Source organism: Candidatus Eisenbacteria bacterium, assembly GCA_026388185.1.
Taxonomy (GTDB): Bacteria; Eisenbacteria; RBG-16-71-46; order JAFGJU01; family JAFGJU01; genus JAPLKG01.
This window is the reverse complement of the sequence record JAPLKG010000011.1, coordinates 75,628-100,071: the sequence shown is the minus strand read 5'-3', so window position 1 is coordinate 100,071 and position 24,444 is coordinate 75,628. Positions and strand designations below refer to the sequence as shown.

19 protein-coding genes are annotated in these 24,444 nt (G+C 57.1%); all 19 read right to left on the bottom strand.

Features of this window, described 5'->3' with window-relative positions; translation table 11 throughout:
* Position 1: 1 nt before the first annotated feature.
* The gene (locus NTX17_06100) at positions 2–1,441 is read right to left on the bottom strand and encodes a UDP-N-acetylmuramoyl-tripeptide--D-alanyl-D-alanine ligase (protein MCX5800942.1); all 1,440 of its coding nucleotides are present in this window, start codon (positions 1,439–1,441) and stop codon (positions 2–4) included.
* Entirely contained in the window at positions 1,438–2,913 is a 1,476-nt protein-coding gene (locus NTX17_06095) for a UDP-N-acetylmuramoyl-L-alanyl-D-glutamate--2,6-diaminopimelate ligase (GenBank protein ID MCX5800941.1), read from the bottom strand. Before NTX17_06095 ends, NTX17_06100 begins: the two co-directional genes overlap by 4 nt.
* 50 nt (positions 2,914–2,963) lie before the next feature.
* Positions 2,964–5,078 carry a penicillin-binding transpeptidase domain-containing protein gene (locus tag NTX17_06090; protein MCX5800940.1) on the bottom strand — a complete coding sequence of 705 codons (2,115 nt, stop codon included), beginning with the start codon at positions 5,076–5,078 and terminating at the stop codon, positions 2,964–2,966.
* Positions 5,079–5,097: 19 nt separating this feature from the next.
* On the bottom strand, positions 5,098–5,553 hold the full coding sequence (locus tag NTX17_06085) for a hypothetical protein (protein ID MCX5800939.1): 456 nt from the start codon (positions 5,551–5,553) through the stop codon (positions 5,098–5,100).
* 1 nt (position 5,554) lies between these two features.
* A complete protein-coding gene (gene rsmH, locus NTX17_06080; GenBank protein ID MCX5800938.1) occupies positions 5,555–6,445 on the bottom strand; it encodes a 16S rRNA (cytosine(1402)-N(4))-methyltransferase RsmH in 891 nt (296 codons plus the stop codon).
* 4 nt (positions 6,446–6,449) lie between these two features.
* Positions 6,450–6,884: an STAS domain-containing protein gene (locus tag NTX17_06075; GenBank protein MCX5800937.1), complete on the bottom strand. Its 435-nt coding sequence runs from the start codon at positions 6,882–6,884 to the stop codon at positions 6,450–6,452.
* The gene (mraZ, locus tag NTX17_06070) at positions 6,877–7,341 is read right to left on the bottom strand and encodes a division/cell wall cluster transcriptional repressor MraZ (protein MCX5800936.1); all 465 of its coding nucleotides are present in this window, start codon (positions 7,339–7,341) and stop codon (positions 6,877–6,879) included. Before mraZ ends, NTX17_06075 begins: the two co-directional genes overlap by 8 nt.
* A gap of 182 nt (positions 7,342–7,523) precedes the next feature.
* Positions 7,524–8,879: a glycosyltransferase family 4 protein gene (locus tag NTX17_06065; GenBank protein MCX5800935.1), complete on the bottom strand. Its 1,356-nt coding sequence runs from the start codon at positions 8,877–8,879 to the stop codon at positions 7,524–7,526.
* Positions 8,880–8,895: 16 nt separating this feature from the next.
* Positions 8,896–10,197 (bottom strand): flippase, encoded by a 1,302-nt coding sequence (locus tag NTX17_06060; GenBank protein MCX5800934.1) that lies wholly within the window; start codon positions 10,195–10,197, stop codon positions 8,896–8,898.
* A gap of 38 nt (positions 10,198–10,235) precedes the next feature.
* Positions 10,236–11,246: a GNAT family N-acetyltransferase gene (locus tag NTX17_06055; GenBank protein MCX5800933.1), complete on the bottom strand. Its 1,011-nt coding sequence runs from the start codon at positions 11,244–11,246 to the stop codon at positions 10,236–10,238.
* A gap of 8 nt (positions 11,247–11,254) precedes the next feature.
* A complete protein-coding gene (locus NTX17_06050) occupies positions 11,255–13,498 on the bottom strand; it encodes a T9SS type A sorting domain-containing protein (GenBank protein ID MCX5800932.1) in 2,244 nt (747 codons plus the stop codon).
* Entirely contained in the window at positions 13,486–15,570 is a 2,085-nt protein-coding gene (locus NTX17_06045; GenBank protein ID MCX5800931.1) for a glycosyltransferase, read from the bottom strand. The genes NTX17_06050 and NTX17_06045 overlap by 13 nt, the downstream gene beginning before the upstream one ends.
* The gene (locus NTX17_06040) at positions 15,567–16,301 is read right to left on the bottom strand and encodes a polyprenol monophosphomannose synthase (GenBank protein MCX5800930.1); all 735 of its coding nucleotides are present in this window, start codon (positions 16,299–16,301) and stop codon (positions 15,567–15,569) included. The genes NTX17_06045 and NTX17_06040 overlap by 4 nt, the downstream gene beginning before the upstream one ends.
* Positions 16,267–18,750 carry a hypothetical protein gene (locus tag NTX17_06035; GenBank protein ID MCX5800929.1) on the bottom strand — a complete coding sequence of 828 codons (2,484 nt, stop codon included), beginning with the start codon at positions 18,748–18,750 and terminating at the stop codon, positions 16,267–16,269. Before NTX17_06035 ends, NTX17_06040 begins: the two co-directional genes overlap by 35 nt.
* Before the next feature lies 1 nt (position 18,751).
* On the bottom strand, positions 18,752–19,957 hold the full coding sequence (locus NTX17_06030; protein MCX5800928.1) for a glycosyltransferase: 1,206 nt from the start codon (positions 19,955–19,957) through the stop codon (positions 18,752–18,754).
* Complete coding sequence (locus tag NTX17_06025) at positions 19,951–20,763, bottom strand: methyltransferase domain-containing protein (protein ID MCX5800927.1); 813 nt, start codon at positions 20,761–20,763, stop codon at positions 19,951–19,953. Before NTX17_06025 ends, NTX17_06030 begins: the two co-directional genes overlap by 7 nt.
* Positions 20,753–21,649, bottom strand: coding sequence for a glycosyltransferase family 2 protein (locus NTX17_06020; GenBank protein MCX5800926.1), 897 nt, complete (start codon positions 21,647–21,649; stop codon positions 20,753–20,755). The genes NTX17_06025 and NTX17_06020 overlap by 11 nt, the downstream gene beginning before the upstream one ends.
* Positions 21,650–21,692: 43 nt before the next feature.
* Positions 21,693–23,264, bottom strand: a complete 1,572-nt coding sequence (locus NTX17_06015; protein MCX5800925.1) for a hypothetical protein — start codon at positions 23,262–23,264, stop codon at positions 21,693–21,695.
* 4 nt (positions 23,265–23,268) lie between these two features.
* Positions 23,269–24,414, bottom strand: coding sequence for a glycosyltransferase (locus NTX17_06010; protein MCX5800924.1), 1,146 nt, complete (start codon positions 24,412–24,414; stop codon positions 23,269–23,271).
* Between the last annotated feature and the right edge of the window lie 30 nt (positions 24,415–24,444).

The window sequence follows — 24,444 nt, the reverse complement described above, 5'->3', positions numbered from 1 at the left end:
GTTACGCTTCTCTCCTCAAGCCGGCCGCGGCCGGTCCGGAAGGCTCCTTCACGCGTCTTGCAAGCTCGGCAAGCACCTTCTCCATTTCCATGCCCCTCGAGCCCTTCAGTAGAAAGAGGTCACCTTCGGCCCAGATTGCCAGTATTCGCTCGGCCATTTCGGCGTGCGTTCCAAGAACGGAAACCTTTCCAGGATCCATGCCCGCGCTTAGAGCCCCCCTCTCGACGGCCCGAGCGAATTGTCCACGGAGCAGCAGCATGTCTGCTTTGCCGGCCTGGACTCCCAGTTCTACGTGCCATCTCTCGCTCGTGTCGCCGAGCTCGAGCATGTCACCGAGAACTGCCATTCTCCTTCCGAAGCCGTCGAGGGAAAACAAGGTCTCGAGAGCCATCTTCATCGAAATCGGGTTTGCGTTGTACGAATCGTCCACAAAAGTGGCCGGTCCGACCATCTTGATCTCCATCCGGCCTTTAGCGGGTCTCGTCGTGGCGAGCGCAGAAACCGCGATTTCGGGCGGCACGCCCAGCGATCTCGAGGCAGCGAGAGCCGCGAGCGCGTTGAGCACGTTCTGTCTGCCCAGCAACGCGAGTCTGACCGGAGGAAAACCGTCTACCTGCAGCTCCGTTCCGTCTCTTCCAGAATGGCGCACGTCCCTGGGGAATAGGTCGGACTCTTCAGACATTCCGAAGGTGACAATCCTGCAGCGCCTGGTGCGGTTCTGCCTGTAGAGTTCTTCCGAATCTCTGTGCAGAATGAGCCAATCATCTCTACTCAGGTCTTCGGCCAGCTCGCTCTTCGCGCGGGCCACGTCGTGAACCGTGCCGAGCCCTTCCAGATGGGAGGCGCTGGCGTTCGTTATCACCGCAATCGAGGGCATGCAGAGTTCCGCAAGGCGACGAAGTTCCCCGGGATGGTTCATGCCCATCTCCACGACGGCCACCTCGTCTCCGGTCTTGAGCTGAAGGAGAGTGATCGGTACGCCGAACTGGTTGTTGAGATTCCCCTGGGTCTTGGCCGTGGGATACTTCGCCGAAGAGACTGCCGCAATCAAGTCCTTCGTGGTCGTCTTGCCGTTGCTTCCTGTCACGGCAACCACCCTGGGATTGATACGAATCCTGTGATATTTCCCGAGTTCTTGGAACGCGGCGAGAGAATCCCGCACGACAAGAAAAGCGCCTGCAACGTCTCCGTCTCTCCTCGCACGCACCCAGTCGCTCGAGACAAGAGCAGCCGACGCGCCTCCGGAGAGCGCTTCATCAATGAAGTCGTGGCCATCGAACCTGTTACCCCTGAGGGCCACAAAGAGCTCTCCCTCCCCCACTGTTCGCGAATCAACGGATATCCCGGGAAAAAACTCGGGTACCCTCCGTCTCGCTCCCTCGCTGGGGTACGCGGCGCCGGTCGCCTTGATGATTTCGTTTACCGTGAAGCTCACTTTCATCGCGATCGTCCGTTCAAAAACTCCTCGACCACTTCTCTGTCGTCGAAATGTATGACCTTGTCACCGAGGATCTGATAGTCTTCGTGCCCCTTGCCTGCTATGAGGACGCTGTCGCCCTGCCTCGCGCGAGCGATGGCACGTCCTATCGCCTCGCGACGGTCGGGGACCGTCTCGTAGCATCCACCAGCCGCAAGCATTCCCTCCTCTATTTCGGTGATTATGGAGAGCGGCTCCTCGCTTCGCGGGTTATCGGACGTGATGACGGTGTAGTTCGCGAGCGCTCCGGAGACACGCCCCATCTCACTTCGCTTGCCTTTGTCTCTCTCCCCTCCGCAGCCGAACACGCAGATGAGATTTCCCTTCGTGATGTCGCGCACGGTCCTGAGCACGTTGCTCAGGGCGTCCGGCGTGTGGGCGTAGTCTACGAAAACAGAGAAAGGCTGACACTTCTCCACGAGCTCCAGCCTTCCCTTGACTCCCTTCATCGCCTCGAGCCCGCGAACTGCGTGATGTCCCTCGATCCCGAAGGACGTTCCCACGCCAAAAGCCGCGAGGGCGTTCGCGACATTGAACAGGCCGGGAAGAGAGAGTCTGACCTCGAATGCTTGCCCCTTCCAGATCACAGAAAACGTGCTGCCGCCCGGGAAAAGCTTCACGTCTCGCGCCCTCAAGTCGGCGTCCTTGTCAATCGAGTAGCCGATTATATCTTCGCCCACGGCCTCGGCCAGGGCGTCAGAGAAAGGATCGTCAAGATTGAGCACGGCCGTGGGCCGGTCCTTCTCCGAGACTCCCCTCTCTGCGCGATCGAAGAGCCTGAGCTTGGCCTTCCTGTAGTCCTCGAACGTGCCGTGAAAGTCCAGATGGTCGCGGGTGAGATTCGTGAACACGACCACGTCGAATTTTGTTCCGTAGGAACGCCTGAGCGCCAGAGCGTGCGAGGAGACTTCGACGGCCGCATGACTGATTCTCTGCGCCACCATTCTGCTCAGGAGTTCCTGGAATTCGGGCGCCTCGGGCGTCGTGTGGGAACCTTTGAGTTTCGTATCACCGACGTCGTAGCCGACGGTGCCGATGACCCCCGCCTTCAAACCGGCCTGAGAACAGATCGACTGGACCAGATAAGACACCGTGGTTTTCCCATTCGTTCCCGTTATTCCGGCGATCTTGAGCTTGCGCGAAGGGTGTCCGTGGAAACTGCATGCGAGCAAGGCGAGGGCCTTCCTCGAATCGGGAACACGGATTCTCACCGCGTCGTCGACGGGTACGTCTCTATCGACAACCACCGCCACGGCCCCCGACGAAACAGCCTCCCTGACAAACTTGTGGCCGTCGCTGCGCAAACCGCTCACGCAGACAAAGATTGCTCCAGGTCCTACCTTCCGGGAATCGTAGGCAATGTGTGAGACGTCAACGTCGTCAGGGCCCGAAACCGTCTTTGTCTCGAGATCACTCAGTAGGTCTTGGAGCTTCATTGAATGTGTCTTCAGTCTCAATTGCGACTTGGCCTCACTCCGACCATTCTTCATCTGGTACTACAGGTATAGACGTCAACCGTGGGTCTACACGTCAAAACGCATCGCTCGCCGCGGCGAGTAGTGGTCCCGGGAGGCGGAAACTGAGCGACTACGACGCCGCTTCCGTCGACCTTGGCACTCACGGCGATGAAGGAGAGCTTTCGGAGCGCCTCCCTCACGCTGAGGCCGGTGAGGTCCGGAATGACCGCCGCACTCTCGGGCAGCTTCTCGCTCTCCTTGAGTTCAAGCTGCACCTCTGCCCCCGCCTTGGTCAAGGCTCCCGGAGGTGGGTCCTGCGAGACCACTCGACTACCGATCCCCTTTAGCTGCGCGCGGAAACCGGCCTTCCGCAGGTCTTCCCCCGCTTTCTCCTCGGCAAGAAGTCTAACGTCCGGCACTCGCAGGGACGCGTCGTTCTTGACTACAAAGGGAATGCTGTCAAAGCCGGGGGCCAAAGGCGACCTCGAACACTTGCTGACAGTCTCAATCACCTCCTTGAAAACCGGGGCTGCCACGAGCGCGCCTAAGTGTGCCAGAGCGGGCTGATCCAGCACGACAAGGCAGACAATCTTTGTATTCTCGGCAGGAACGAGTCCTGCGAAAGAACTTATCCAGTACGAATACGTACGAGTGTTCGGGTCGTATTTCTGTGCGGTTCCAGTCTTGCCGCCCAACCTGCACCAGTCAACGCCGGCGTTCCTGCCGGTTCCTATGTCTACGGCGGTGGCGAGAAACTCGCGGACAGTCCTGGCGGTGGAAGCAGTGACCACCTGCCGTGTTCTGCGAGGTTGCCACGTCCTCAAGGGTTTTCTTTCGGTGTCCAGCACGCGCTTTATTGTGGCGGGGCGCATGAGTATGCCGTCATTGGCAATTGCCGCATAGGCCATCACGAGTTGTAGAGACGTGACAGAAATCTCCTGGCCGAACGCCATCGTGGGAAGAGATCTCTCGGACCAGGCGGAAGGGTTTCTCAGCTTGCCCGCAGCCTCTCCGGGAAGGTCTATACCGGTCGTCGCCCCAAACCCAAAGGCGCGACAATATCTGTAGAACCTCTCTTTCCCGAGAAGCATCCCCAGTTTGGCCGCGACGATGTTGCTCGATACCGTGAAGAACTCCTTGAGATTGAGCCATCCGTGCTCATGCGTGTCGGTGATCCTGGCTTTTCCAATGTAGGCAACGCCGTTTTCTGCGTAGAACGCGCTCGTCGAATCCGCAAGCTTCTCGTCAAGGACTGCGGAAACAGTGATGAGCTTGAAGGTCGACCCCGGTTCGAACTGGTCGGTCACGGCCCTGTTTCTCAGTGCACCTTTTTTCCAGGTGCGATTGTCGGAAGGATCGAAGCTGGGCTCGTTGGCCATTGCCAGTATTTCGCCCGTGGCTGGATTGACGATGATGATCGTCCCGCCAACAGCGTTGTTCGCGGCGACTGCTCGCTTGAGACTTGAGGCCGCGATCGTCTGGTAGTGGGAATCGATTGTCAGGATTACGTTGGCCCCCGCTCTCGGCTCCTTCATCACACTCTTGGCCGTGACAAAGTCTTCTCCCTTGGCGTCGTGGGCCAGGATAAACCAGCCCGGCGTGCCCATCAGAACCTCGTTCATTCCTGCCTCGACGCCTTCTATGCCCTCGCCGTCGGGATTTACGAGCCCGACCACGTGGCAGGCAGCAGCCCCAAGGGGATATATCCGTCTTGTGTCGTCAATCAGGTCTACGCCCCCGAGTCTTGCCTCACGCAGTTTGGCTTCGGCCTCAGCAGATATCTTGCTGGCTATAGAGACGTAGCCCACTTTTCTCTTGAGTTGCGCGAGGACCCTTCCGTAGGGAACGCCGAGGACCGAACTCAACTCTCTGGCGGTGGAAACCTTGTTCTTCACTTGATCGGGGTAGGCGCAGACCGAGGAGGTCCTGATGTCCTGGGCCAGGATTTCGCCGTTTCTGTCGTAGATGGTACCCCTGATCCCGCTCACCGGTACGCGTCGATTTTGCTGCGCAATTGCTTTGTTCACGTAGGAGGAATGGAGGAAGATCTGGACCTGGAGTAGCCTGACAAAGAGGATGAGCCATATGACCAGGCAAGCGAGAGCAAGGTGCTTGAGTCTTCGCTTGGGATCATACGTTCTCATGTCTGATGTTCCGGTTTTTTTATGGCTGCTCCGGACTCTGCACACGCGCCAGAGCCGTCGTCACGAAGAAGTCAAATATCCGTCTCTGAACTTGTTCCAACGAAGACAGTCGAGCCGGGACGTACTGCCGCCCGGCAAAGAGGCCCGAGCTTTCCGAGAGCAGGACGATCTGTTCAACGTCGGCTGCTCCGAGTCCAATGCTCGATGCGTCGGTGTCTGAAAGCGCCAGCATCATCTTCTCCTGGATTACAGCGCGCGTTTCGGTCACCTGCGCGCGAAGGTTCTCCACCGCGTTCCTCTGCTTCTGCAGGTCGGAGAGAAGCTGATCCATGTAGATGTTCTCCCAGGCGAAGAGGAAGGCGAGAAGGAAGGCCACCGCGAACGAGAGCACCCTCTTGAGGGCATTCTTGCGCTGTGACGGAAACGTGCTCCAACCCGATCTCGGGGGCGGCGATCTCCTCAAGAACCTGGTCATCCTACGACCTCCTGGCTGCTCTCAGCAGAGCGCTCCTGGACCTTGGATTCTCCACGACTTCGTCTCTTCCCGGTCTCAACGGTTTGCGGGTGAGAATGGCGAGAAGCAACGTCTCGCGCATGAATTGCTTCACGATCCTGTCTTCGCCCGAATGATACGAGACTACGCAGAGCCTGCCCTCGGGGGCGAGGAGAGGCGCAGCGAGCCCTAATCCCTCGCGCACGTTATCAAGTTCGTCGTTAACGACTATCCTGAGTGCCTGAAAGATTCTTGCAAGAGAGCCGTGCGGGTTTCCGTGGGAAATGACCTTTCGGGCTGCAGAGACGAGGTGGAGCGTGGTCAGGAAGGGCTGCCTTCTTCTGAACTCCACTATCGACCGCGCAAGCCCTCTCGCGTTTCGTACGTCACCGTACACCCTGAAAATCTCCACCAACCGCCTCTCCTCCAACGTGTTCAGAAGCTCGGCGGCTGTAACTCCCCTCGCGGGGTCGAATCGCATGTCAAGCGGTGACTCCTTCTGAAAGCTGAAGCCCCTCTCGGAGCCAAGCTGGAAGGAGGAAATTCCTAGGTCGAACAATATGCCGTCGACGGATCTGAGTGACAAATCCGCCAGCGTGTTTGGCAACTCTCGGAAGTCTCGATTGAAGAGCAACGCTCTTTCACCAAACGCTCTAAGATTCTCACCGGCGACAAGAAACGAGGCTCCGTCCTTGTCCATGCCTATGAGCCTGCCCTGGTGAGAGAGCTTTCCCAGAATGGCGGCAGCGTGTCCTCCACAACCCAGAGTGCAGTCTACGTAAGTGCCGTCAGGGTCGTGGACGAGCAGCGACAAGATCTCACGCACCATGACTGGTGCGTGTGGCTGCCGTTTTCCAGGTTGACTTTGGGGCATTTTGTCATAAGGTTGCAGATATGGCTCGTGTTCGAGACGACCGAGAGGCGCAAGACCCGGCTAGGTAGAAGTCCAGCGCTCTCACAGCCTCTTGTTTACTCGCGTAGATGTCCAGCCCGTCATCACACCCCACTGCCTTGAAGATGTTGAAGACGTAGTCACTCATACTGCAAAGGGTCACATGACAGCCGCACAGGGACAGCCTCTTGAGTGAAGAGGCAAAGGAGGGAAGGCATCTGTAGTCGGCGTGCTTAAGCCTTGAGAAGTCGATTATGATAGCGGACTTCCCAGATGTGAAGAGCCTTGCGAGACGGCCTGTCAGAGCTTCAGCGTTCCTGACAGAGAGCCTCCCCTCCAATACTATGGCCACTAGAGCCCCGGCCTCTTGCACTCGTGTGCGAAATGCAGACTTGTTGTGCCCCGGATATTCTTCAGTCATCCGTGTCTTCTCTCGGTACCAAGACCTTCTCGGCTGCTTCTTCGAACGTCACGTTGCCTTCGCTCAGATACTTCTTGTAAACCTTGGGATTCCAAATCTCTATTCTCTCCCCCACTCCCAGGAACCACACTTCCTTGTCGAATCTTGTCTCCTCGAGCAATTCCTGTGGAATCGTCACTCGCCCCTGTCTGTCAGGCTCCACGTTGTATGCCTTCTGAAAGAATAGCCTCGCGAACCTTCTCGTGTCGGCCTTCCAGAAGGGAAGCCTCTTTATCTTTCTCTGCACCCTCTCCCACTCTCCTCTCGGATAGAGAAAGAGGCAGCCGTCCAGCCCCCTCATGACGGTGAATTTCCTCTGCTGATTCTTCGGAAGCATTTCCCTGAGCGTCGCGGGTATGCTCAGTCTACCCTTCTGGTCTATCGTGTGCGCGAACGTTCCCTGAAATGCGATTTCCATAGAACACCATCATTAGGGTTATGTCACCTCAAATCACCACTCTTCACCACTGCCGCATAATACCGATATCCCCCTCCTACTGTCAACAAAAAAATCCGCCCGCCGGAGATTTTTTTTTGCGAAACTGGGCGGCCGTTTGAGAGGGTTTCCGGGGGCCTGGGAGAAAGGGGGGCTCCCCTTCTCTATTCTCGGGGACCAGATTGCGGAGATTCGGCCGTTTTCTCGAACGCGGCAAGCAATCGGGCAAGTTGTTTCGTCAACTCGCGTCTCTCGTACGCCGCGAGCAGGCCCTTGTCGATGATGCCGTTCAGGGGAGTTCCGGCTTCGTGAGCCGAGAAGAATGAAGATATCGCTCTCGATATCTCGAGCGGATCGGAAGGAGAGCAGACCGTGCCGGCCTTCAGCTCTCTCACAAATCTCGAGGCCGCGCCCTCCGGCAAGAGAGCCAGGATGGGGCGACCCGACGCTCCGTACTCGAAAACCTTTGCAGGATATATCATCGCGCCGCGGGGGCTGTCGTCTTCGATGAGCAACAAGACCTGAGAGCTGCGCTGTAGGGCCACGCATTCTCTGTGGGGTAGCGAACCGCGGAAGGAAACGACGTCGAGAAGATTCAATTCCTCTGCCTTGACCTCGTTTTCGCTGTCGCGCGGTCCGACGAAGGAAACTCGCATCTTGGGCCTCGCGTCCGGCCTCTGCTCGAGAAAGAGCCTCAGGCCTTCAAGAAAGCCGAACGCATTCCTCTTCCCGGTCAGTATACCCGTATGACTGATCGTGAATTGCGTTGCCAAAGCGACGGTTCCGGCGAAATCTTCAGAATCGAAGCCGTTCGTAATGACGTGGAACTTCCGAGGCTCGAGACGAGGATACTTGTTCAGGAAATCCCGCATTATCTCCTCGCTGGTGCACACCACACGATCCGCGTTTCTGAGCACCGCGGCCTCGAGGAAGCGATGCAGTCTCAAGTGAACTCGAGTGGGCGAAGCGAAGGTCAACCTCTCGGTCCAGGGGTCGCGGAAGTCCGCCACCCACGGTTTCGAACACAGGCGCTTGGTCAGGAGGGCGGCGAGATGAGAGCTGTCCGGAGAAGAAGTGGAGTAGATGACCGAAACGGGATGTCTTCTCATGTACTGCCGGGCGCCGCTGACTGCAAACGGCACCCATCCAACGTATTGATCTGGAATCAGGAAGAAGCTCGAGACTTTCCTCAGGAACGAAAACAGGGCGCCGGACCTCTGCCCTTCCCCACCGGAACTTCCGCCCCCGGGAACAAACCTCAGGAGATGGAAGACGGACACGGCAGACGTTCTTACGACGTCCACGCCGGAGGGAACGTCGTCCCTCAACGTATTGTCCTTCACCCAGTATGCACGTTCGTTCACCGTCACAACGGCTGGAAGCCAGCCGAAAGAGGGAAGATATTTCACGAACTTGGAAGTCCTCTGAACGCCTCCCCCCCCGAGAGGCGGGAAGAAGTATGCGAACATGAGTATCTTCCCTTTCACCGTTGTCTCGAACTTCTCTTCGGTCTTGCACATGCTGCTCATCCGTTCCTCAGCGCTTCCTGAGCGAGTTCCTCACCAAATTCAGATACGCATGCAGGTCACCGACTCTGGGAACAAGCACTTCCGCAGGCCTCATGCCCGTCACGCGCAAGAATTCGACGAGCATGACCACGGTGCCCGCACAGTAGGAGAAGGTCGAGGCGGCGGAAGCACCCGCTATGCCCCAGACCGGTATGAAGAGGAAGTTCAATGGCACGTTTATGGAGAGAGTCAGCAAGGCAGCAAATGAGTTCATGAGTTGCTTTCCCCTGCCGACGAAATCGTTTGCAATAACCCCTCCCAGACTGAGAAAAGCGGTGCCCGGCAGCAACACGAGCAGCGGCGTCACAGACGGCAGGTACTCGTTGCCGAAAGCAAGTCTCACGAGCGGCCGGCCAAGGAGGGCCACGCAACCGGCCCCGACGGCGCATATCAGCAACGTGTGACGACACGCAGACGCGGTGAGAAGATCCCTGGCCCGTGAGTCTTCAGACGCGCTCTTGTACATGACGACCGGGGCGAGCGAACTCGGAATGTTCCACAACAACTCGGCGATCAGGACTGCTATGGCGTATTGCCCCACGGCGGCGGCTCCCATGAAATAGCTGAGAATAAACATGTCGATACGGTAATACAGAAAGGACGCTATGCGGGAAAGATATCCTTTTATTCCAAACGACACCGAAGGACCGAGAATTTTTTTCTTGAGAACGAGTCTGACCGGGGCGAGCTTGTTCACCATCACATACGAGACTAATGCCGCCCCCGCGAAACCGCAGATCCACGACAGTATTGCCCCGTTCAACCCGAGACCGGCGACCAGGATCAGCAAAACAGCCAAAACCAACTGAAAAGCATTTCTCGCCGCAGACAGCACGTTGAAGTGCTTTATTCTGTCAGAGCCTATGAGGAAGTATAAATAGTAGTCGGACAGATTGTAGAAAGGGATTGAAGCGAAGGCCAGAATAAGCGCGCCAACCGGCACGTGAGTGAGACCCGGCACCTCGAACAAACCCACGACCAGCGACGCGACGATGAATCCGGCGGAGCCGATTGTCACGGCAAAACCCAGCGAGGCGGAAGCAATCTCGCCGGGTGAAAAGGTCTTCTTCCCAAGAAAATAGACGCTGGAGAGTCCGAGCCCGCAGTTCACCAGGAGGGCGGCAACAAGCGAGGCGGCAGTGCAGAGGCTGTAGAGACCCTGGCCTTTGGGTCCTAACCACCTTGCCATGACAACGCTGAGAACTGCTCCGGCCGCAACCGAAAAGACCCTCGACACAAAGGTTCTCGCGCTGTCCCTCGCGGCTTCCAGACTGAACTCCTTCGTGCGAATCTGCCGCCGGCAGACCGCTATTCATGCCCCGTCGTGATTCTTCTCAGCTTCCTGGCGGACTTGAAAACCCCGGACTCGTTGATGAAAAGAGAGTAGAAGTATTCCCTTCCCCCAAACGATTCCTTGAAGTACCGGATGCCTTGCAGTTTTCCACTTCCACCGAAGTTGAAGACGGAGTATCCTTTCTCACAAGCGTCCTTCAGGATTTCGGAATACAACAGGTGGCTTGCGCACACCCTCCTTCCTTCGGCGTTTTGCCCGCTCAACCACGCCATGAGCACGTCCTTGAAATGAAACACAAGCACGGCGCACACCGGCGCCCCCTTGAGAGCACCAATCCAGATGCTTGCCTTGTCGCCCATCAGCTCTGCTATCTGGCAGACGAGGCGCTCTGGATAAACTTTCCTCACCCCCCACGCCGCGGCCTGTTCCTTGTAGAGAGAGTGAAGCGCGGCGGCGCCTTGTCCGCCGGGGCTCTTCTCGATTCTCACGCCATTTCGGAGTGCCTTGCGCGCACAGGTTCTCGTTTCCTTATCGAACGAAGAATCCCAAAGCCTTCCGAATCCCTCGCCAAGCTCGATCAGGTGAGTGGAAACCCTCGTCCGCCGGCCCTGAGGAAAGGCACCCTGAACGGCTCTCTCCAGAAGGACGGGCGTGTTGTAAGTCACACAATAGAAAGAAAAAGGAAAGACCCCCCTCGTTATTCCCTGGAGAGCAACCCCAATGAACGGGGCGACGTCCTCTTCGAGGCCGTCAATGACCACGGGACCCCCGTAGGTGCCGAAGGGCATGGAAAGATAAGTGGAAAAGAAAAGACTCCTGCTGTGTGCAAACGGCATGCCCGCCACGTAACGACCATCCTGATCTTCGATCACAATGTACTTGACGCCCAAGTCCCTGTACGTCTCCTTGAGAACGAGCGCCCACTCTCTGGTGTGAAAAACAGTGGCGCCCGAGGAGCTCGAGAGAAGATTCTCCCATTTCTCCTTCAGGACTTCGCTTCTGAGGGAAGGCGTTAGCTCAATCACGTGCGGCACTACCTGATGACGGCGACTTTTTTGACGGAGCTGGCGTTACTCGCTTCAAGTCTCAGCAGATAAACGCCCGTGGAAACCGCTCGACCGTTTGCGTCAGTACCGTCCCACACCTTTTCCCCGTTGCCGACGGTTCCGAGGTACCTGAGCATGCGGCCTGTAAGATCGTAGACGGAAACCATGACGGGAACCGGAAGTCCGTCAATACGGATGTCTTGGTGACCGCTTAGAGGTCTGAAGGGATTCGGGTAGACGTAGGCGTCTGCGAGACTCTTCCCCTCAGAGGGGTTCCACGCCTCAAGAACGGACATGCCCTTTCTGGTACCAAACCACACTTCACCTCTGGTTTCATCCACGGCAACGCACAGCACTTCGTCTCCGACAAGACCTGAAGAGGCGTAGGTGAAAGTGGCCGCTACGTCTCCGGAAGGAGCGATCTCTGCAACGCCACCGGTGGTCGCCACCCAGACGTTTCCGCGGGAGTCGACTGCGACGTCATTGACCGTCGACGAAACCGCCACCCCGTCGTGGACGAGATCGGATGCACCGTAGTTTCTGAGCCAGACAGTGTCCTGGAAAACGGTTACACCCTTCCCAGTCCCGACGTAGACTTTGTTGCCGGCAATTGCGCCGGACGTCACACTCAGGCTCAGCAGCCCGTCGTCTGTCTCGAAATGCTTCCACACGTCGTCCGACTCGTCCGCCGTTCCAAGGTCGTCCCAGAAATCCACACCGTTCAGCATGTGACCTATCCAACGTCTTCGAGCATCAACGGGGGCTACGAACTCGACGCTGCTGGACGAAAGCTTCCCCTCAGTGTAGTCGATGTTCCTCTCTGACGACGTCGAGGGATCGAACGCATATATGCCGTGTCCCTCGCTGGAGAACCAAACCGTGCCGGAAACGTCTTCCGTGATGTCCTTCGAGTTGTTGAAGTAGTGATTGCTCCAAACCTCGGCGCCGTCTGCGTAGTCGAGTTTGTCCGCCCTGCAGGTGACGTGGCAGCAGTGACCAAACCACACCGTTCCGGAGGCAGAGGCAAGCACGGAGAAAAGCGTTGCGTCTTGAAAGCCCCCGCCCGACGTCGAATTATCGAAGAGCGTCCACTCCAGTCCATCCAGTCTCAGAGCAGCCGGGAATGACCGGATGGCGGCCCACATTTTGCCCGCCGGACTTGCCGAAAAGTCTTGCACGTAGTCGTATTGCGGGCCGGGAGGCGTGAACTGACGCCAATCTGTCCCGTCGTACGACACGAGGCCCTCGGACGTGGCGCACCACAGTGTGCCTGCGCCATCGGATGTCAGGTCAATGAACGAGCCCGTGACAGACGATGGAGTCTTGTCGACCCACGCGGAGGTCTCCCACACAAAAACCCCGGAAGCACTGCCCGCAACGTAGAGGTCTCCACCCATCTCCTGAAGGGCCACCGGGGCCCACGAAAGCGACGCTCCCATCTTGACCCACGCACTCCCATCGTACTCATAGGTGCTGTAACTGTATACATTATCCTGAATTCCAACCCACACTCTCCCGGCGAGACGACCCACGCAGAGTACGTTCAAGCTCGCCAGGCCGCTGTTCAGAGCTTGCCAGGTCCACGCTCCGGCGGACAGCACCCCCATGCCCACGCCCCCATCTGTTGCGCACCAGACAGTGTCCGCGGTTGCAAGGATGTCGTTTATGACGTCGTTTGGGATTCCTCCTCCGGTAGAAGAAACGTCGAACGTGGCGTCGAGCGAGCTCCCCTGAAAGAGAGCCAGACCCTGCCTTGTTCCTGCCCAAAGTGAACTCCCGGAGGAGCGCAAGGAGAGAATGTCGTTCGAAGGCAGCAGCGTGATTCCTTCGGTAAAGAGCGTCCATCCTCCTTCGTGGAGAAGACTCAGACCAAAACCGCTTGTGCCGAACCACGCCATCTGGCCGTCGCTGACGGCCACGCAGGAAATGTCATTGTTGACAAGCGTGCCGGGCCCGTTCCTCAATGTCTTCGTGAATTGCTCGACGCCAGGTTCAAATATCACCGCGCCTCCGTTGGAGGCGCACCACACGTACGTTCCGTCAAAGTGGACCCAACAAAGACTGTCTGAGTTCACGTGCGTCGTCCAATCGCCGACGGCCCCCTGACAAACCCCGGCCAAACCGGCGGCAAAGACCAGCCAGAACCACAACGCAAGAAGAGCCGTCCCGCGCCGGCGGTCTGGCTCTGCCGGCAGGGGCGTCCGTCTCCGCACTCTCGTTAGATGAAGCATCCGGTTTTCCTCCTAAGTATACATCTCGCCATGGTCTTCACGTCCAACGACAGAGACCAACCAGCCAGGTATTCACTATCTTTGCTGTCTCTCTCTTCAAGACCTCCGGCGAGTTTCCACATTCCAAAAATACCCGGTTTCCCACCGATTCCGGACGGCTTTTCCTGCCCCGGAGACTCGCAGCGAGGTCTCACTCCAACAAGCGCGAGTCGACCGGCAAGAACGCTCAGTAATAGCGGGACCGCACAAAGCCCTTTCGCTTCGCGTCCGTACTCACTAGATTCTTGTGACTTAGATACCCTCCCGCAGTTGAGGAACCGAACTGTCACAGTCTCGCCGTGCTCCCCCGTTATGTCTTGTTTGACCAGGATCGGCTTTCTCCTCCTGCCGGCCAGGTAAGTGGCCGCGAGCAGGGTCGGTGCGCCGAGTACGAGCAAGCCGAGCAAGGCGAGCTTGAATTCCATTACCCTCTTTGCGACGCCGGGCAAGGTTCTCCTCTTGAGGGAGACGAGACCGAGACCTCCCACCTCTTCTATTCTGTCGCCTTCGGTCAGGACAAGACCCAGCTCTGTTGCCAGGGCGATCCCAAGACCGCGGCCTCGAAGTCTGGACAGCGCCGGCCACATCGCCTCGACGCGCGATGGAAGATCGGCGAAGACGATTTCGCTTGCCCTCTGCAGGTGCGCGGCTTCCCGCATTGTCTCCGATACTTCCAGGACGTCGGCCGATTCTCCGGAGTACCACGTGCTGGTGTCAAGAAAACCTGCCAGCTCGAGACCGTCCCGTGAGCCTCGCAGGACGGCACTCTTCGCCCTTTGTGCAAGCGGTCCGGAGCCGACTATAAGAATTCTCCGGACGTTGACTTTCGTCAGGGCGAGTCTTCTCTGAACGATCCAGAAAAGAAATCTCTCACCGGTCAGAACAAGGACAGAAATCGGGAGGAACATCAAGACGGCGGCCCTGGAGTAAGTCTTGACGTATAGAAGAAACGTGCTGGCCATCAGCGCGACGCTCGTGAGTATCATCGCCCTGGAAACGTCAAACAGAACGTCGATCCAATCCGCCGTCTTGCGCTTGCCGTACAATCCTACGTAGGCTACGGAGCCTACCCCCACGATCACGGCCAGCGCCATGAAACTCCCGTATGCTTCGAAAGAAGGAGTGGGTTTCTTCAGCAGGAAACCCAGATTCGCTCTCACGAGATACGAGAGGTAGAATGCGAGAGAGACGGCGGCGACGTCGGCGGCCAAAAGCACTGTCCTGGAAATCAATTCCCTGTTTCTCTTCATGAGGTAAATGACGAGACTCCACTTCTCGGAGAATCTAAGCCAACTCTCCAGGTGCGCTCGCTTTGCCCTACCGAACCTGACGTCGGTGCTTTCCCTCCTGTAATGGTGCAGAAGCTCGCTGGACGGACAGTAGTACACCCTCCAACCGAACGTCCTCATCCTGTAGCACCAATCCACGTCCTCGAAATAAAGAAAAAACCTCTCGTCCATGGGTCCCACTTCAGACATGGCCGCTTTCCTGACCATCATTGCGGCGCCCAGAACCCAATCCACTTCACGAGTAGACTTGTGATCCCACTCCAGCATTAGGTGGCGCTTCACCGAAGCACTGTTCTTGAAAACTTTGCCCAGGAATGTCCGCCGCAGAAGAATGGTTTTCATGGTGTAGAACCTGCGGCACGAGAGCTGAATGGTACCGTCCGCGTTGACGAGTTTGGGGCCTACGATGCCCGCGTCGGGATGCGTCCTCATGAACTCCACGAGTTCATCCAGCGAACCCTCTCTGGCGGCGGTGTCAGGGTTCAACACGAAGACGAATTCCGAGGTCGAAACGCCGAGGCCCTGGTTGACCGCCTTGGCGTAACCGAGGTTCTTCTCGTTCTCGATCAGCTTGGCGCCGGGAAAATGCCGCGTCAGGATCTCGGCAGCCCCCCGGCCTCTGGAATTGTCTATCAGGATTATCTCAAGACCGGCGAGAGAGCTGGATTTCTTGAGGGACTCCAGGCACTCGGACAGGTATTCTTCGGTTCTGTAGTTGACGACTATGACGGAAACCTCGCTCACTTGGAGCTCCCGGACGCGTCCTTGTAGAATAGGCTCTGCAGACGCAGCCTCAATACAAGCGAGACTGCTTCCCAAATGATCTTCTGAGACATCTTCGAGGTTCCGACGCGTCTGTCAACGAAAGTGATCGGTATTTCCTTGATCCTGAATCCTTTTTTCCAGCACTTGAAACTCATTTCTATCTGGAATGAATAGCCATCGGAACGCACGCCGTCCAGCTCTATGCTCTCCAGGACACGTCTCCGGAAACACTTGAAACCGCCGGTGGCGTCGTGCACCGGAAGCCCGGTGACCACTCGGGTAAAGAGGTTGGCCGAATAGCTCAGAATCAACCGCGACAGAGGCCAGTTCACGACCGTGACTCCACGAAGATATCTGGAGCCGAGAACCAGGTCGTGGTCCTTTATAGCAGTGAGGAAATTGGGGATGCTGGAGGGGTCGTGGGAGAAATCGGCGTCCATCTCGAAGACGTACTCGATCTCGGGTCTGGACAACGCGTATTTGAAACCCTCGACGTACGCGGACCCAAGACCCAACTTCTCCTTGCGCCTCAGGAGATGGATCCTCGAGTCCTTCTTCGCCATGTCTGAGACCACGTCGGCGGTGCTGTCCGGAGAGTTGTCGTCCACGATCAGCATTTCAATGTCGCCGGGGAGCGCGAGGACTTGGGGAATGAGAGTCTTGACGTTCTCACGTTCATTGTATGTCGGGACTATGACGAGCGATTTCACTTCTTTTCCCCCTGCGAACGAGTCCTACAACAGCAGGAACGAACGACACGACTATCACTATGGATGCCCCCGCAGACACGAGCATCCCTCTCTTCAAGGAACGAGAATCATAGATGAACGTTATGGCATGATTGCCCGGAGAGAGCGGCAGACCTCTCAGCAGAAAATCGGTCCGATAGATCTTCGCCTGAACGCCGTCGACCTTCGCTTTCCAGTCCGGATAGAAGAGTTCGCTCAACACCATGAAGCACGGCTTGGCAACGTTCGCCTCGATATCAATCCGGTTTAGACCGTACGATACAATTCTAACAGAAGAACCTTCCTTTGTAACTGCCTGGCTCGGGGTGGGCTCCAGGAGAAGCGCAGTCTTTGACGGGTCGAACCAATTCGAAGCGATGGCGTCGAGAACGGCATTCGTATCCGCCAGGACGACCACGCTGTCCACGAGATAAGCTCTCGGCAAGGCGGCGTTGAATTGATAGACCTTTTTCGAGCCATCGTGCACCAGAGTCACGAGAGGCCCTTGAGGGATGTAGTCCGGAGTGACGAGGTACTTCACGTTCAGCATTGCGAGTACGGCGGGCGTGAGCCTCCCGGGCTTATCGGAGCTCGGAAAGATACCATCGTAGAACTGCTCGTAAAGCGCAGGCTTGGCGGCGTGGTAGCCACCGACACTGGCTATGCCGAAACCGGCATAGCTGTTGTCCGTGAAGCTCTGACCGGTAGGGAGTATCCGATAGAGTGAAGAATCTCTCTGAAGAAACTCTATCGTATCATCACGGAAGCTCTCAGTTGACACGCTCGAGCGCTCGCCCAGCATGGGACCGAAGATGTGATTGTCGACCCTCCATATGTCGACAATCGTCAAGCAGGCAAGGATCGCCACAAGCAGGACGGCGGTGAGCTTGCGCTTCAGGAAGAGGTGAATACTCATGAAACCCGCAAACCCGATGAAACCCACAATCAGAATGTCTCTCTTCACCATTTCGAGGCATTGCTCGGCCGCCTGCACCGAGAGCCCCCTGGGGGAACCCGTGACAAGATTCTCGTACCAAGCACCCAGGCTTCCTCCGAAGAGAAGCCACAGGAGCCAGACGGCGGCAAACGCCAGGGCAATCGCCAGTGAAACTCTCTCGAGAGGCCCCCTCTTGGGGTCCTCGCGTTCACGTCTCAGCTTCTCAATCCCGTAGGCCGCGAGCGCCGCAACCGAGAATTGAAGAAGCACAAGTATCATTACCGGGACCCTGAACTTGTTGAAATATGGAAGTCCTTCGTAGAGCAATCGGTAAAGGAACTCGAAGTGCTTCCCAAAAGAAATCAAGAGCGATAAGAGGGCCACGAGGCCGAAGAACAGCGTCTCCCTCTTCCTGACGCCCAGGAGGCCCACCAGGGCCAGAAAGAGCGGAAGAATGCCCATGTAGTTGGGATAGTCCGTAAAGGGCATGCTTCCCCAATACGTGGAGCCACCGAAGCCCAACCACGACGGCACGAGAAAAGTCATCATTTCGACCGGGCTGAAGGACCAATCCGTCGCCCTTCCGAACTCGAGGCCACCACCTTCCGCTCCACCTCTACTGGAATAGGCGCTGTAATCATGCACGGGCAGGTAGAGCACGGCGGCGAGGGCGAGAGCCACCACCAGGGCTCCGACAACGAAGCCGACTCTCGCGAGACGCTTCGGGAATCGCAGCCCGTTGGGTGATTTCATCAAGAGAAACAGGACGCAGTAAAGCCCGAGCGCCATCCAAGTGTAGTAGACGATCTGTACGTGGGCCCTCAGGAGTTGAAGCCCCGCGACAAGGGCGAGAAAACCAAACCAGAGAGCGCCTCCTCTTGAGAGGAGTCTCCACGCCGCCATCATTACGATCGGAATGAAAGCAGACGTAATGAGCTTGCTACCATGACCGAAGGCACCGATCGCGACGAGATTGGGCGTCAGCATGAAAACCACGGCTGCGAAGAAGCCGGCCTCGAGAGAAAGCCCTCCTCCCCTCAGCAGAAGGAAAGTGAAGAGACCGGCCAGGAAGTAGTATATGAGAAGCCACGTCATGGGCGGAAGAAACGGGAGCACCACCTCGACGCCCTTCAATATGACGTCGGGGAAATACACGCTCGGATTGTACGTGAGGCTGCTGAAAGAAGGCATCCCAAGAAAAACGTAAGGATTCCAAAGCGGGTACGGCCCCCCCTTCTTCATGCTCTCCTCGGCAACGGTAGCGAATCCCAGGGGCGCCACGACGTCTGCGGAGACGAAGATCTTTCTCGCGAAGACGAGCTGGTTAAACAGGAGGGCGAGAAGCACCACCAGAATAATCGACACAAAGAGAACCGGACGTTTACTGAATGGAAATTCTCGCGGTCCCACTTCGGCCCGCTTGTCGGCCCTCCTCTGCCTGCCCCTCACTTTTTCTCTCTCCTTCTTCGCTTCCTTGCTGGTCTTTTTTGCCATGTCACACCTCGGCTGACTTTCCCTTACGTTCGAGAAGTTCGACCATCTCGCGCGCTTTGACGCGCCAACTATTCCTGGCGGCTATCTCCATCACCTTTCCGGGCTCGACAGTCTCTCGCAGAGCACGAGTCACCGTCGCACCAAACCGGCTCGGCTCGTCAACAAGATACATTAACCCTTCGTACTTGGCCAGGTCTTCTGAGTACTTGAGACTCACCACGGTTTTGCCCGCCGCGAAGTACTCGTACAATTTGTTCGGATTCAGGACGGAGGTGAGAGCACTCATTTTGAAAGGTATGAGGCAGACGCTCATGCCGGCCAGGTACAGAGGCAACGCTTCGTAGGCTTTTTCACCGAGAAAGCGGACGTTCTCGAGTTCTTGGGCCAGAGCCAGAGCTTCTTCTCTGACCCCCGGGGCCACCGGCCCTATGAGCGCGAAGGAGGCCTGGGGGTTGGCCCTCGCGGCCTGGGCCACGAGTGAGAAATCGAACCATTCCTTTATGGCGCCGGTGTAGCCGACGATCGGGCCCTTCATTCTTGCGATGTCGTCCGGCAGGGCTTCGCGAGAAACCTTGGAAGCGAACAGATCGTAGTCGACGCCGTTGCCGATCACAATCGCAGTCTTTCCACAAAACGAACCGACCCGGTCGGCCAGACTCTGCGAGCACGCGACTATGACGTCGGCCCTGCGACAGAGACGGCGGAAATACTCCCGGGACCAATCCCTGACACCCGGGAAGACGGTGGGATCATCGTTGCAGTCGTAACAAACAAAACTCGACCTCAGACGCCGGACAACGGGGACAAAGTATATGCTCGAGATGAGCACGTCGGCGTCGGCCCTGACCCCAAGAAACCACATCACGACTCTGACCCACGTGAGTACGAACAGCCCCAGCAAGTCTCTGAAGATCTTGCGCTCGATCAGCCTGTTGTAGATCTTGCTTTCAGTTTGAGGCTTGAGAATCGGCGTGCTGACGTAGATAACGTTGCCGTCACGCTTCGGAAGGAAGTTGTTGGACACCGACGAGCTGATCGGCTCGAAGAAAAGAATACGCCAATCCTTCGGAAACCGGCTGAGGATGAAACGTTTTCTGGTTCTCATGTAGTTCCACTTGACCTCGGAGAATACCAGAAGATCCGTTCGCTTCGCCTTCGCCTTTGCTTTTGCTCTCGTCCCTGCCTCCCCCGTTTTTGTTCTTACCAATGGGCGTTCTGCCGGCCACAGTATGGACACGCCCGCGGATCCGGCCGCCGGTCACTCTCCCGCAACAACTGCATTCCGCAGTACGCGCATACGTGTGTCACGTTTCTGATCCCACTGATTCCGGCACGCTGGTAGAGCGCAAGATAATTGCTTCCCTTGAAAAGGTCTATCTTGAGTGCCTTCTCTACGAGGGAAAGCGTCTTCAGAAACGAAGCGTGGAATCTCCTGACCCTGGGGTCGTTCATCCACGTGTATCCGGAAGGACATTCACAAAACGAAAGAAGCCTGAGTCCCTTCTCGTAAAAGAGCCTGTTGAGAGAGACAAAATCAAAACGCTGTTGATGCTCCAGTCTCTTATGCACTTTGAGAAGGAAGTACTTCGCGAAATAGCCCGCGAAACGATAGAATCTGTCGTCGAAAGAGCGCGAGTTAGGAACGGCGGCGTACAGAAGTCCGCCTTCCCTGAGCGCCCTGGACGCCTCCGCCGCGGCGGCGTCTGCATCCGAGACGTGCTCCAGCGCGTAGTTGAGTACTACGAAGTCAACGCTGGAAGCCCTGACGGGAAGTCTCTCGATGTCGCCCACAACGAAATTGGGAGGAAGGGGCTTCAGGACGGTCGTGTCTGAGCCGCTCGCGTTGGGTCTCTTTATGTCTATCGAGACCACGAGAAGCTTCGGGAACTTGGAATGTTGGAAGCTGCCCGCGCCACACCCTGCGTCGAGCACCACCTTGCCGGCTTCAAGTGAGCCCAGGATTTCTTCGATGAACAGTGGTGCTTCGTCGCGGTGTGCAACATCATTTTGCATGTCGATCTCTCTTTCGCACGCCGTCACCGAGGGCCCCTACGATTGTCCGCGGCACGTCGAGATTCCTTCGCCAAATCCCCTGCACAAAAAGCCGGAAAAGATAAAACAGAGAAGAGAAAGGTATCGTGATCCAGTGATAGGGTCTGGCGTGTCTGGAAAGGAGCAAGAGATTGCTCCTCGTCTTCTCGTACAACTTGCCGGCAGAAAACTCTCCCCCCGTCGAAAGAGAGACCTTGTGCCAGACTCTCGCGTCCGGTACGTAGACGATCCCAAAACCCGCCTTCCTCGCACGCAGGCACCAATCGGCGTCCTCTCCGTACATGTGGTAAGAGGGATCGAGGAATCCGATCTTTGCGATGAGCTCTCTCCTTGCCATCAGAGCGCACCCCGTGAGATAGCCGACCTCCGTCGACCTGTCGTATTGCCCCGCGTCCTTCTCGCGTATCCCTCTGTGACGTGTGATTCCCGTCCAGAAATTCACCTCGCCGCCGGCCGACCAGATCACGTCCTTTCTCGAAGAATACAGTATCTTCGGCCCCACGAGCCCCGCACCGGACGTCCCCTCCAAGGCTTCGGCCAGCTTCCCAATCGTCGTCTTCTCGACGACCGCATCGTTGTTGAAGAGAAAGACGCATTGTGCTCCGCGGTCGAGAGCGAGCCGCATGCCCTTGTTGCTTCCGAGGGCAAACCTCTCGTTGGTAAGATTCTCGACGATCGTTACGCGGGGGAACAGCGAGCGAAGATATTCGACGGAGCCGTCGGAGGAGGCGTTGTCGACGAGTATTACGTCCAGCTCGGGATAGTCCGAGTTTGTGAGCGACTCTATGCACTCCCTCGTGTCTTCACGGGCATTCCAGTTCACTACGACTGCTGAGACTCTCGACATAGGAGGAGATATCCGATCGTCGGAAACCAGCCAGGGCGAAGCCTCAGGTTAGGGCCGGCCTCCTCGAAACAAGACCACGTGCGGCGAGCCCACCCGAGATAGCCGCAGCCGCACCCAGAAAAGCTACAATCAGCCAGTAGGCTCTCTTCCACCTGTCGACGTAGACAAGATAAGCGGCCCAGAAGTCCAGCCCGGTCAGGAGCTCTTTTCTGGCTCCCTCGTCGAGGGGTATCCGGGCCTTCGTTTCTCCGTACGAGGCCATGGGCACTTTGGGTAACTTGCCCTCCGCGTGCAGCCGCACGTTCCTGACGAGCATTTTCCAGTGTCCGTAAACGGGAGAGTAGTTGGGAATGAAGTGGGAATCAGAGAGGAAGCGCGGGTCATTGAATTCGCGCGTGTAGGGAAATTCCCGTATTTCCCGCATGTAGCTTCCGAAATAGATGGAGACGCCGCCCACTTGGACCAAGAAGCCTGCGACCGCCAGGAAGATAAAGAACCCCCAGACAAGTTTTCCTGCGGTCTCGCTCGACAGAAGGCTACCGACGGGGATGAGAAGAAAAGGCACAAAAGGTATCAGGTAGCGCGGCCCCCAACTGCCGTCGCCGGCCCAGGAGATGAACTTCGCGTAGAAAAGAAGGTTGACCACGAAGATCGAGGCAAACAGAAGCGCTTCCGCCCCGAACTTTCGCCTGAACACGGAGAAACCACTCCACGCCAACACCAGAACCGGCGCGTACAGAAATATGCTCTTGCCGGAACTGAAAAGCTGGCCGTACACGCCGACAAGAAGAGGCGTGCCGAAGCCCGCCCTGGTAGTCTCTGCGTTGTAGCCGCTTTCGAAAACGCTGCCGAATCTGGCGTGGTTATACCACAGGGCGAGCGCGGCACAGATCGCGAGCGGGACGCCGAAAGCCAAAAGGCGGCAGACGGTCGAGAAACCGCTCAACTCGGACGACCTGTGCTTCATCGGAAGGCACGTACCGACGAAGAAGACAATGATCGGAACAACGGCGAGCACCATAGCGTACTTCGTGAGAACGGCCACCGCGACGCACAACCCTGCGAGAAACAGATGCCTTCTTCTTCCGCTTCGTTTGAACGCAAGCAGACCCAGGATCGAGCCGAGGAGCAGCGAAGTCGTGAGGGGTTCCGTCAGGAAGTCCTTCGAGTAGATCCAGAGGGGCGTCGTGAGTCCGAACGCAAAGGACAGGGCCACCGAGGTCCTCACGCCGTAGCCGAGACAGAAGCAAATGTGAAGAAGGAGCACCACGGCTATGGCCGCGGCCACCGGATCGATCATGGAAGTCACGAACCTGAGTACGTAGCCGCTCTCGCGTTCACCGAGCCCGGAACGATCGTACACGGCGCGGGCCAGGATATAGAAAGGAACGGACAGGATCGCCTGTCCGATTCCGGCTTTCGGATAGAGCCTGCCGTCAAGCCCCACGTAACCGTTGCCGTACGGAATGGCGATCGTGTGCTTCTCGACGATGCTCTGAGTCAAAAGAAACATGGTATTGCCGTCGCTCGAGACTATCCTGCCGCCGCTCGTAAGCAGATAAATGCTCAAGAAAAAGACGAAAAGTTTTAGACCAAGCCACCTTCCCCTTGTCATTTTCTCAACCCCCTGCGCCCAGTGAACAGAAATGCTCGAGAGCCTCCACAAGAGGAGTCCACGAATAGGCCGAACTGTTCTCGCGAATGTTCTTCACTAAAGTGTCGGAAAGATTCCCTCCAAAGAAAGTCTCGATGGCGCCGGCCATGGCCTCGCTGTCGGAGGGCGGGATGAGAATGCCGTTCACTCCGTCGTTAACGACCTCGGGAATTCCTCCCACTCTGGTGGAAATGACGGGCTTTTCAAATGCAAAAGCTATCTGTACTACCCCGCTTTGAGTGGCAGACGTGTAAGGAAGAACGACGACGTCGGCCGCGGAGAAGAACAGACCCACCTCTTCGTCGCTCACGTATCTGTCCACGAGCACCACGCTCTTTCCCAGGCCCAGCTTGTCGATCAGCTCGAGATAGGGTTCACGAGGTTCATAGAACTCGCCGACAACCAGCAGAGTCGCCTTCACCCTCTCCTTGACTTTGGCAAACGCTTCGAGTAAGTAGCGCACCCCCTTGTACGGCCTCACGTATCCGAAAAAAAGAATGACCCTGCCGTCCACGCCCAGTCTCCTCTTGGCCGCTTCCGACTCGATTCTTCCAAAAGTGAAGTAATCGTAGTTCGGATGCGCTATTTCGACGGCCACCGCGCCCGGCTTGACGGACTTCAGGTCGCGTAGGACCGCGTTGGAAAGCGTGACGAAATAGTCCACCTGAGCAAACGCGAGCTTTGTGAGGATGCGATCCACGACTCTTCGCTCGTGCGGTATCACATTGTCGCAGATGAAAAGCACCCTGGCGCCTGTGAGTTTCCGCGCCAGAAAGCATATCGACGCATAGCACGGCCCGAAGAAGGGAATCCACCACTTGAATATGAGCAAGTGCGGTCGCACTTTCTTCACGTACCTGAAGGCCGTGTACCAGCTCAGCGGATTTATCGAGTCTATGAGCGCCGCCGGTTTCACGTCGATTCTGGGCTTCCCGGGATCCATCTGGGTCTCGCCGGGAAACAGGAAGGAAGGATATTGCCTCTTGAAAGAGACGAAAGATACGTCGTGGTCTTTCTCGAGGAGCGAGTAAAGAATTGCGAGATACTGAGCTATCCCGCCCCTCAGAGGATATGCCGGGCCCACGATGCAGAACCTCAGTTTATCCGGCAAGAAGCCTCCCGTTACTCAGTTCTCCTCCGT

What these genes read in the sequence shown, in the direction of transcription:
- NTX17_06085 (MCX5800939.1), bottom strand. Translation starts at nt 5,553, where the DNA reads ATGACCAGGTTCTTGAGGAGATCGCCGCCCCCGAGATCGGGTTGGAGC.
- mraZ (MCX5800936.1), bottom strand. Translation starts at nt 7,341, where the DNA reads ATGGAAATCGCATTTCAGGGAACGTTCGCGCACACGATAGACCAGAAG.
- NTX17_06035 (MCX5800929.1), bottom strand. Translation starts at nt 18,750, where the DNA reads ATGGCAAAAAAGACCAGCAAGGAAGCGAAGAAGGAGAGAGAAAAAGTG.
- NTX17_06050 (MCX5800932.1), bottom strand. Translation starts at nt 13,498, where the DNA reads ATGCTTCATCTAACGAGAGTGCGGAGACGGACGCCCCTGCCGGCAGAG.
- NTX17_06090 (MCX5800940.1), bottom strand. Translation starts at nt 5,078, where the DNA reads ATGAGAACGTATGATCCCAAGCGAAGACTCAAGCACCTTGCTCTCGCT.
- NTX17_06095 (MCX5800941.1), bottom strand. Translation starts at nt 2,913, where the DNA reads ATGAAGCTCCAAGACCTACTGAGTGATCTCGAGACAAAGACGGTTTCG.
- NTX17_06025 (MCX5800927.1), bottom strand. Translation starts at nt 20,763, where the DNA reads ATGCAAAATGATGTTGCACACCGCGACGAAGCACCACTGTTCATCGAA.
- rsmH (MCX5800938.1), bottom strand. Translation starts at nt 6,445, where the DNA reads ATGCCCCAAAGTCAACCTGGAAAACGGCAGCCACACGCACCAGTCATG.
- NTX17_06100 (MCX5800942.1), bottom strand. Translation starts at nt 1,441, where the DNA reads ATGAAAGTGAGCTTCACGGTAAACGAAATCATCAAGGCGACCGGCGCC.
- NTX17_06020 (MCX5800926.1), bottom strand. Translation starts at nt 21,649, where the DNA reads ATGTCGAGAGTCTCAGCAGTCGTAGTGAACTGGAATGCCCGTGAAGAC.
- NTX17_06065 (MCX5800935.1), bottom strand. Translation starts at nt 8,879, where the DNA reads ATGTGCAAGACCGAAGAGAAGTTCGAGACAACGGTGAAAGGGAAGATA.
- NTX17_06015 (MCX5800925.1), bottom strand. Translation starts at nt 23,264, where the DNA reads ATGACAAGGGGAAGGTGGCTTGGTCTAAAACTTTTCGTCTTTTTCTTG.
- NTX17_06075 (MCX5800937.1), bottom strand. Translation starts at nt 6,884, where the DNA reads ATGACTGAAGAATATCCGGGGCACAACAAGTCTGCATTTCGCACACGA.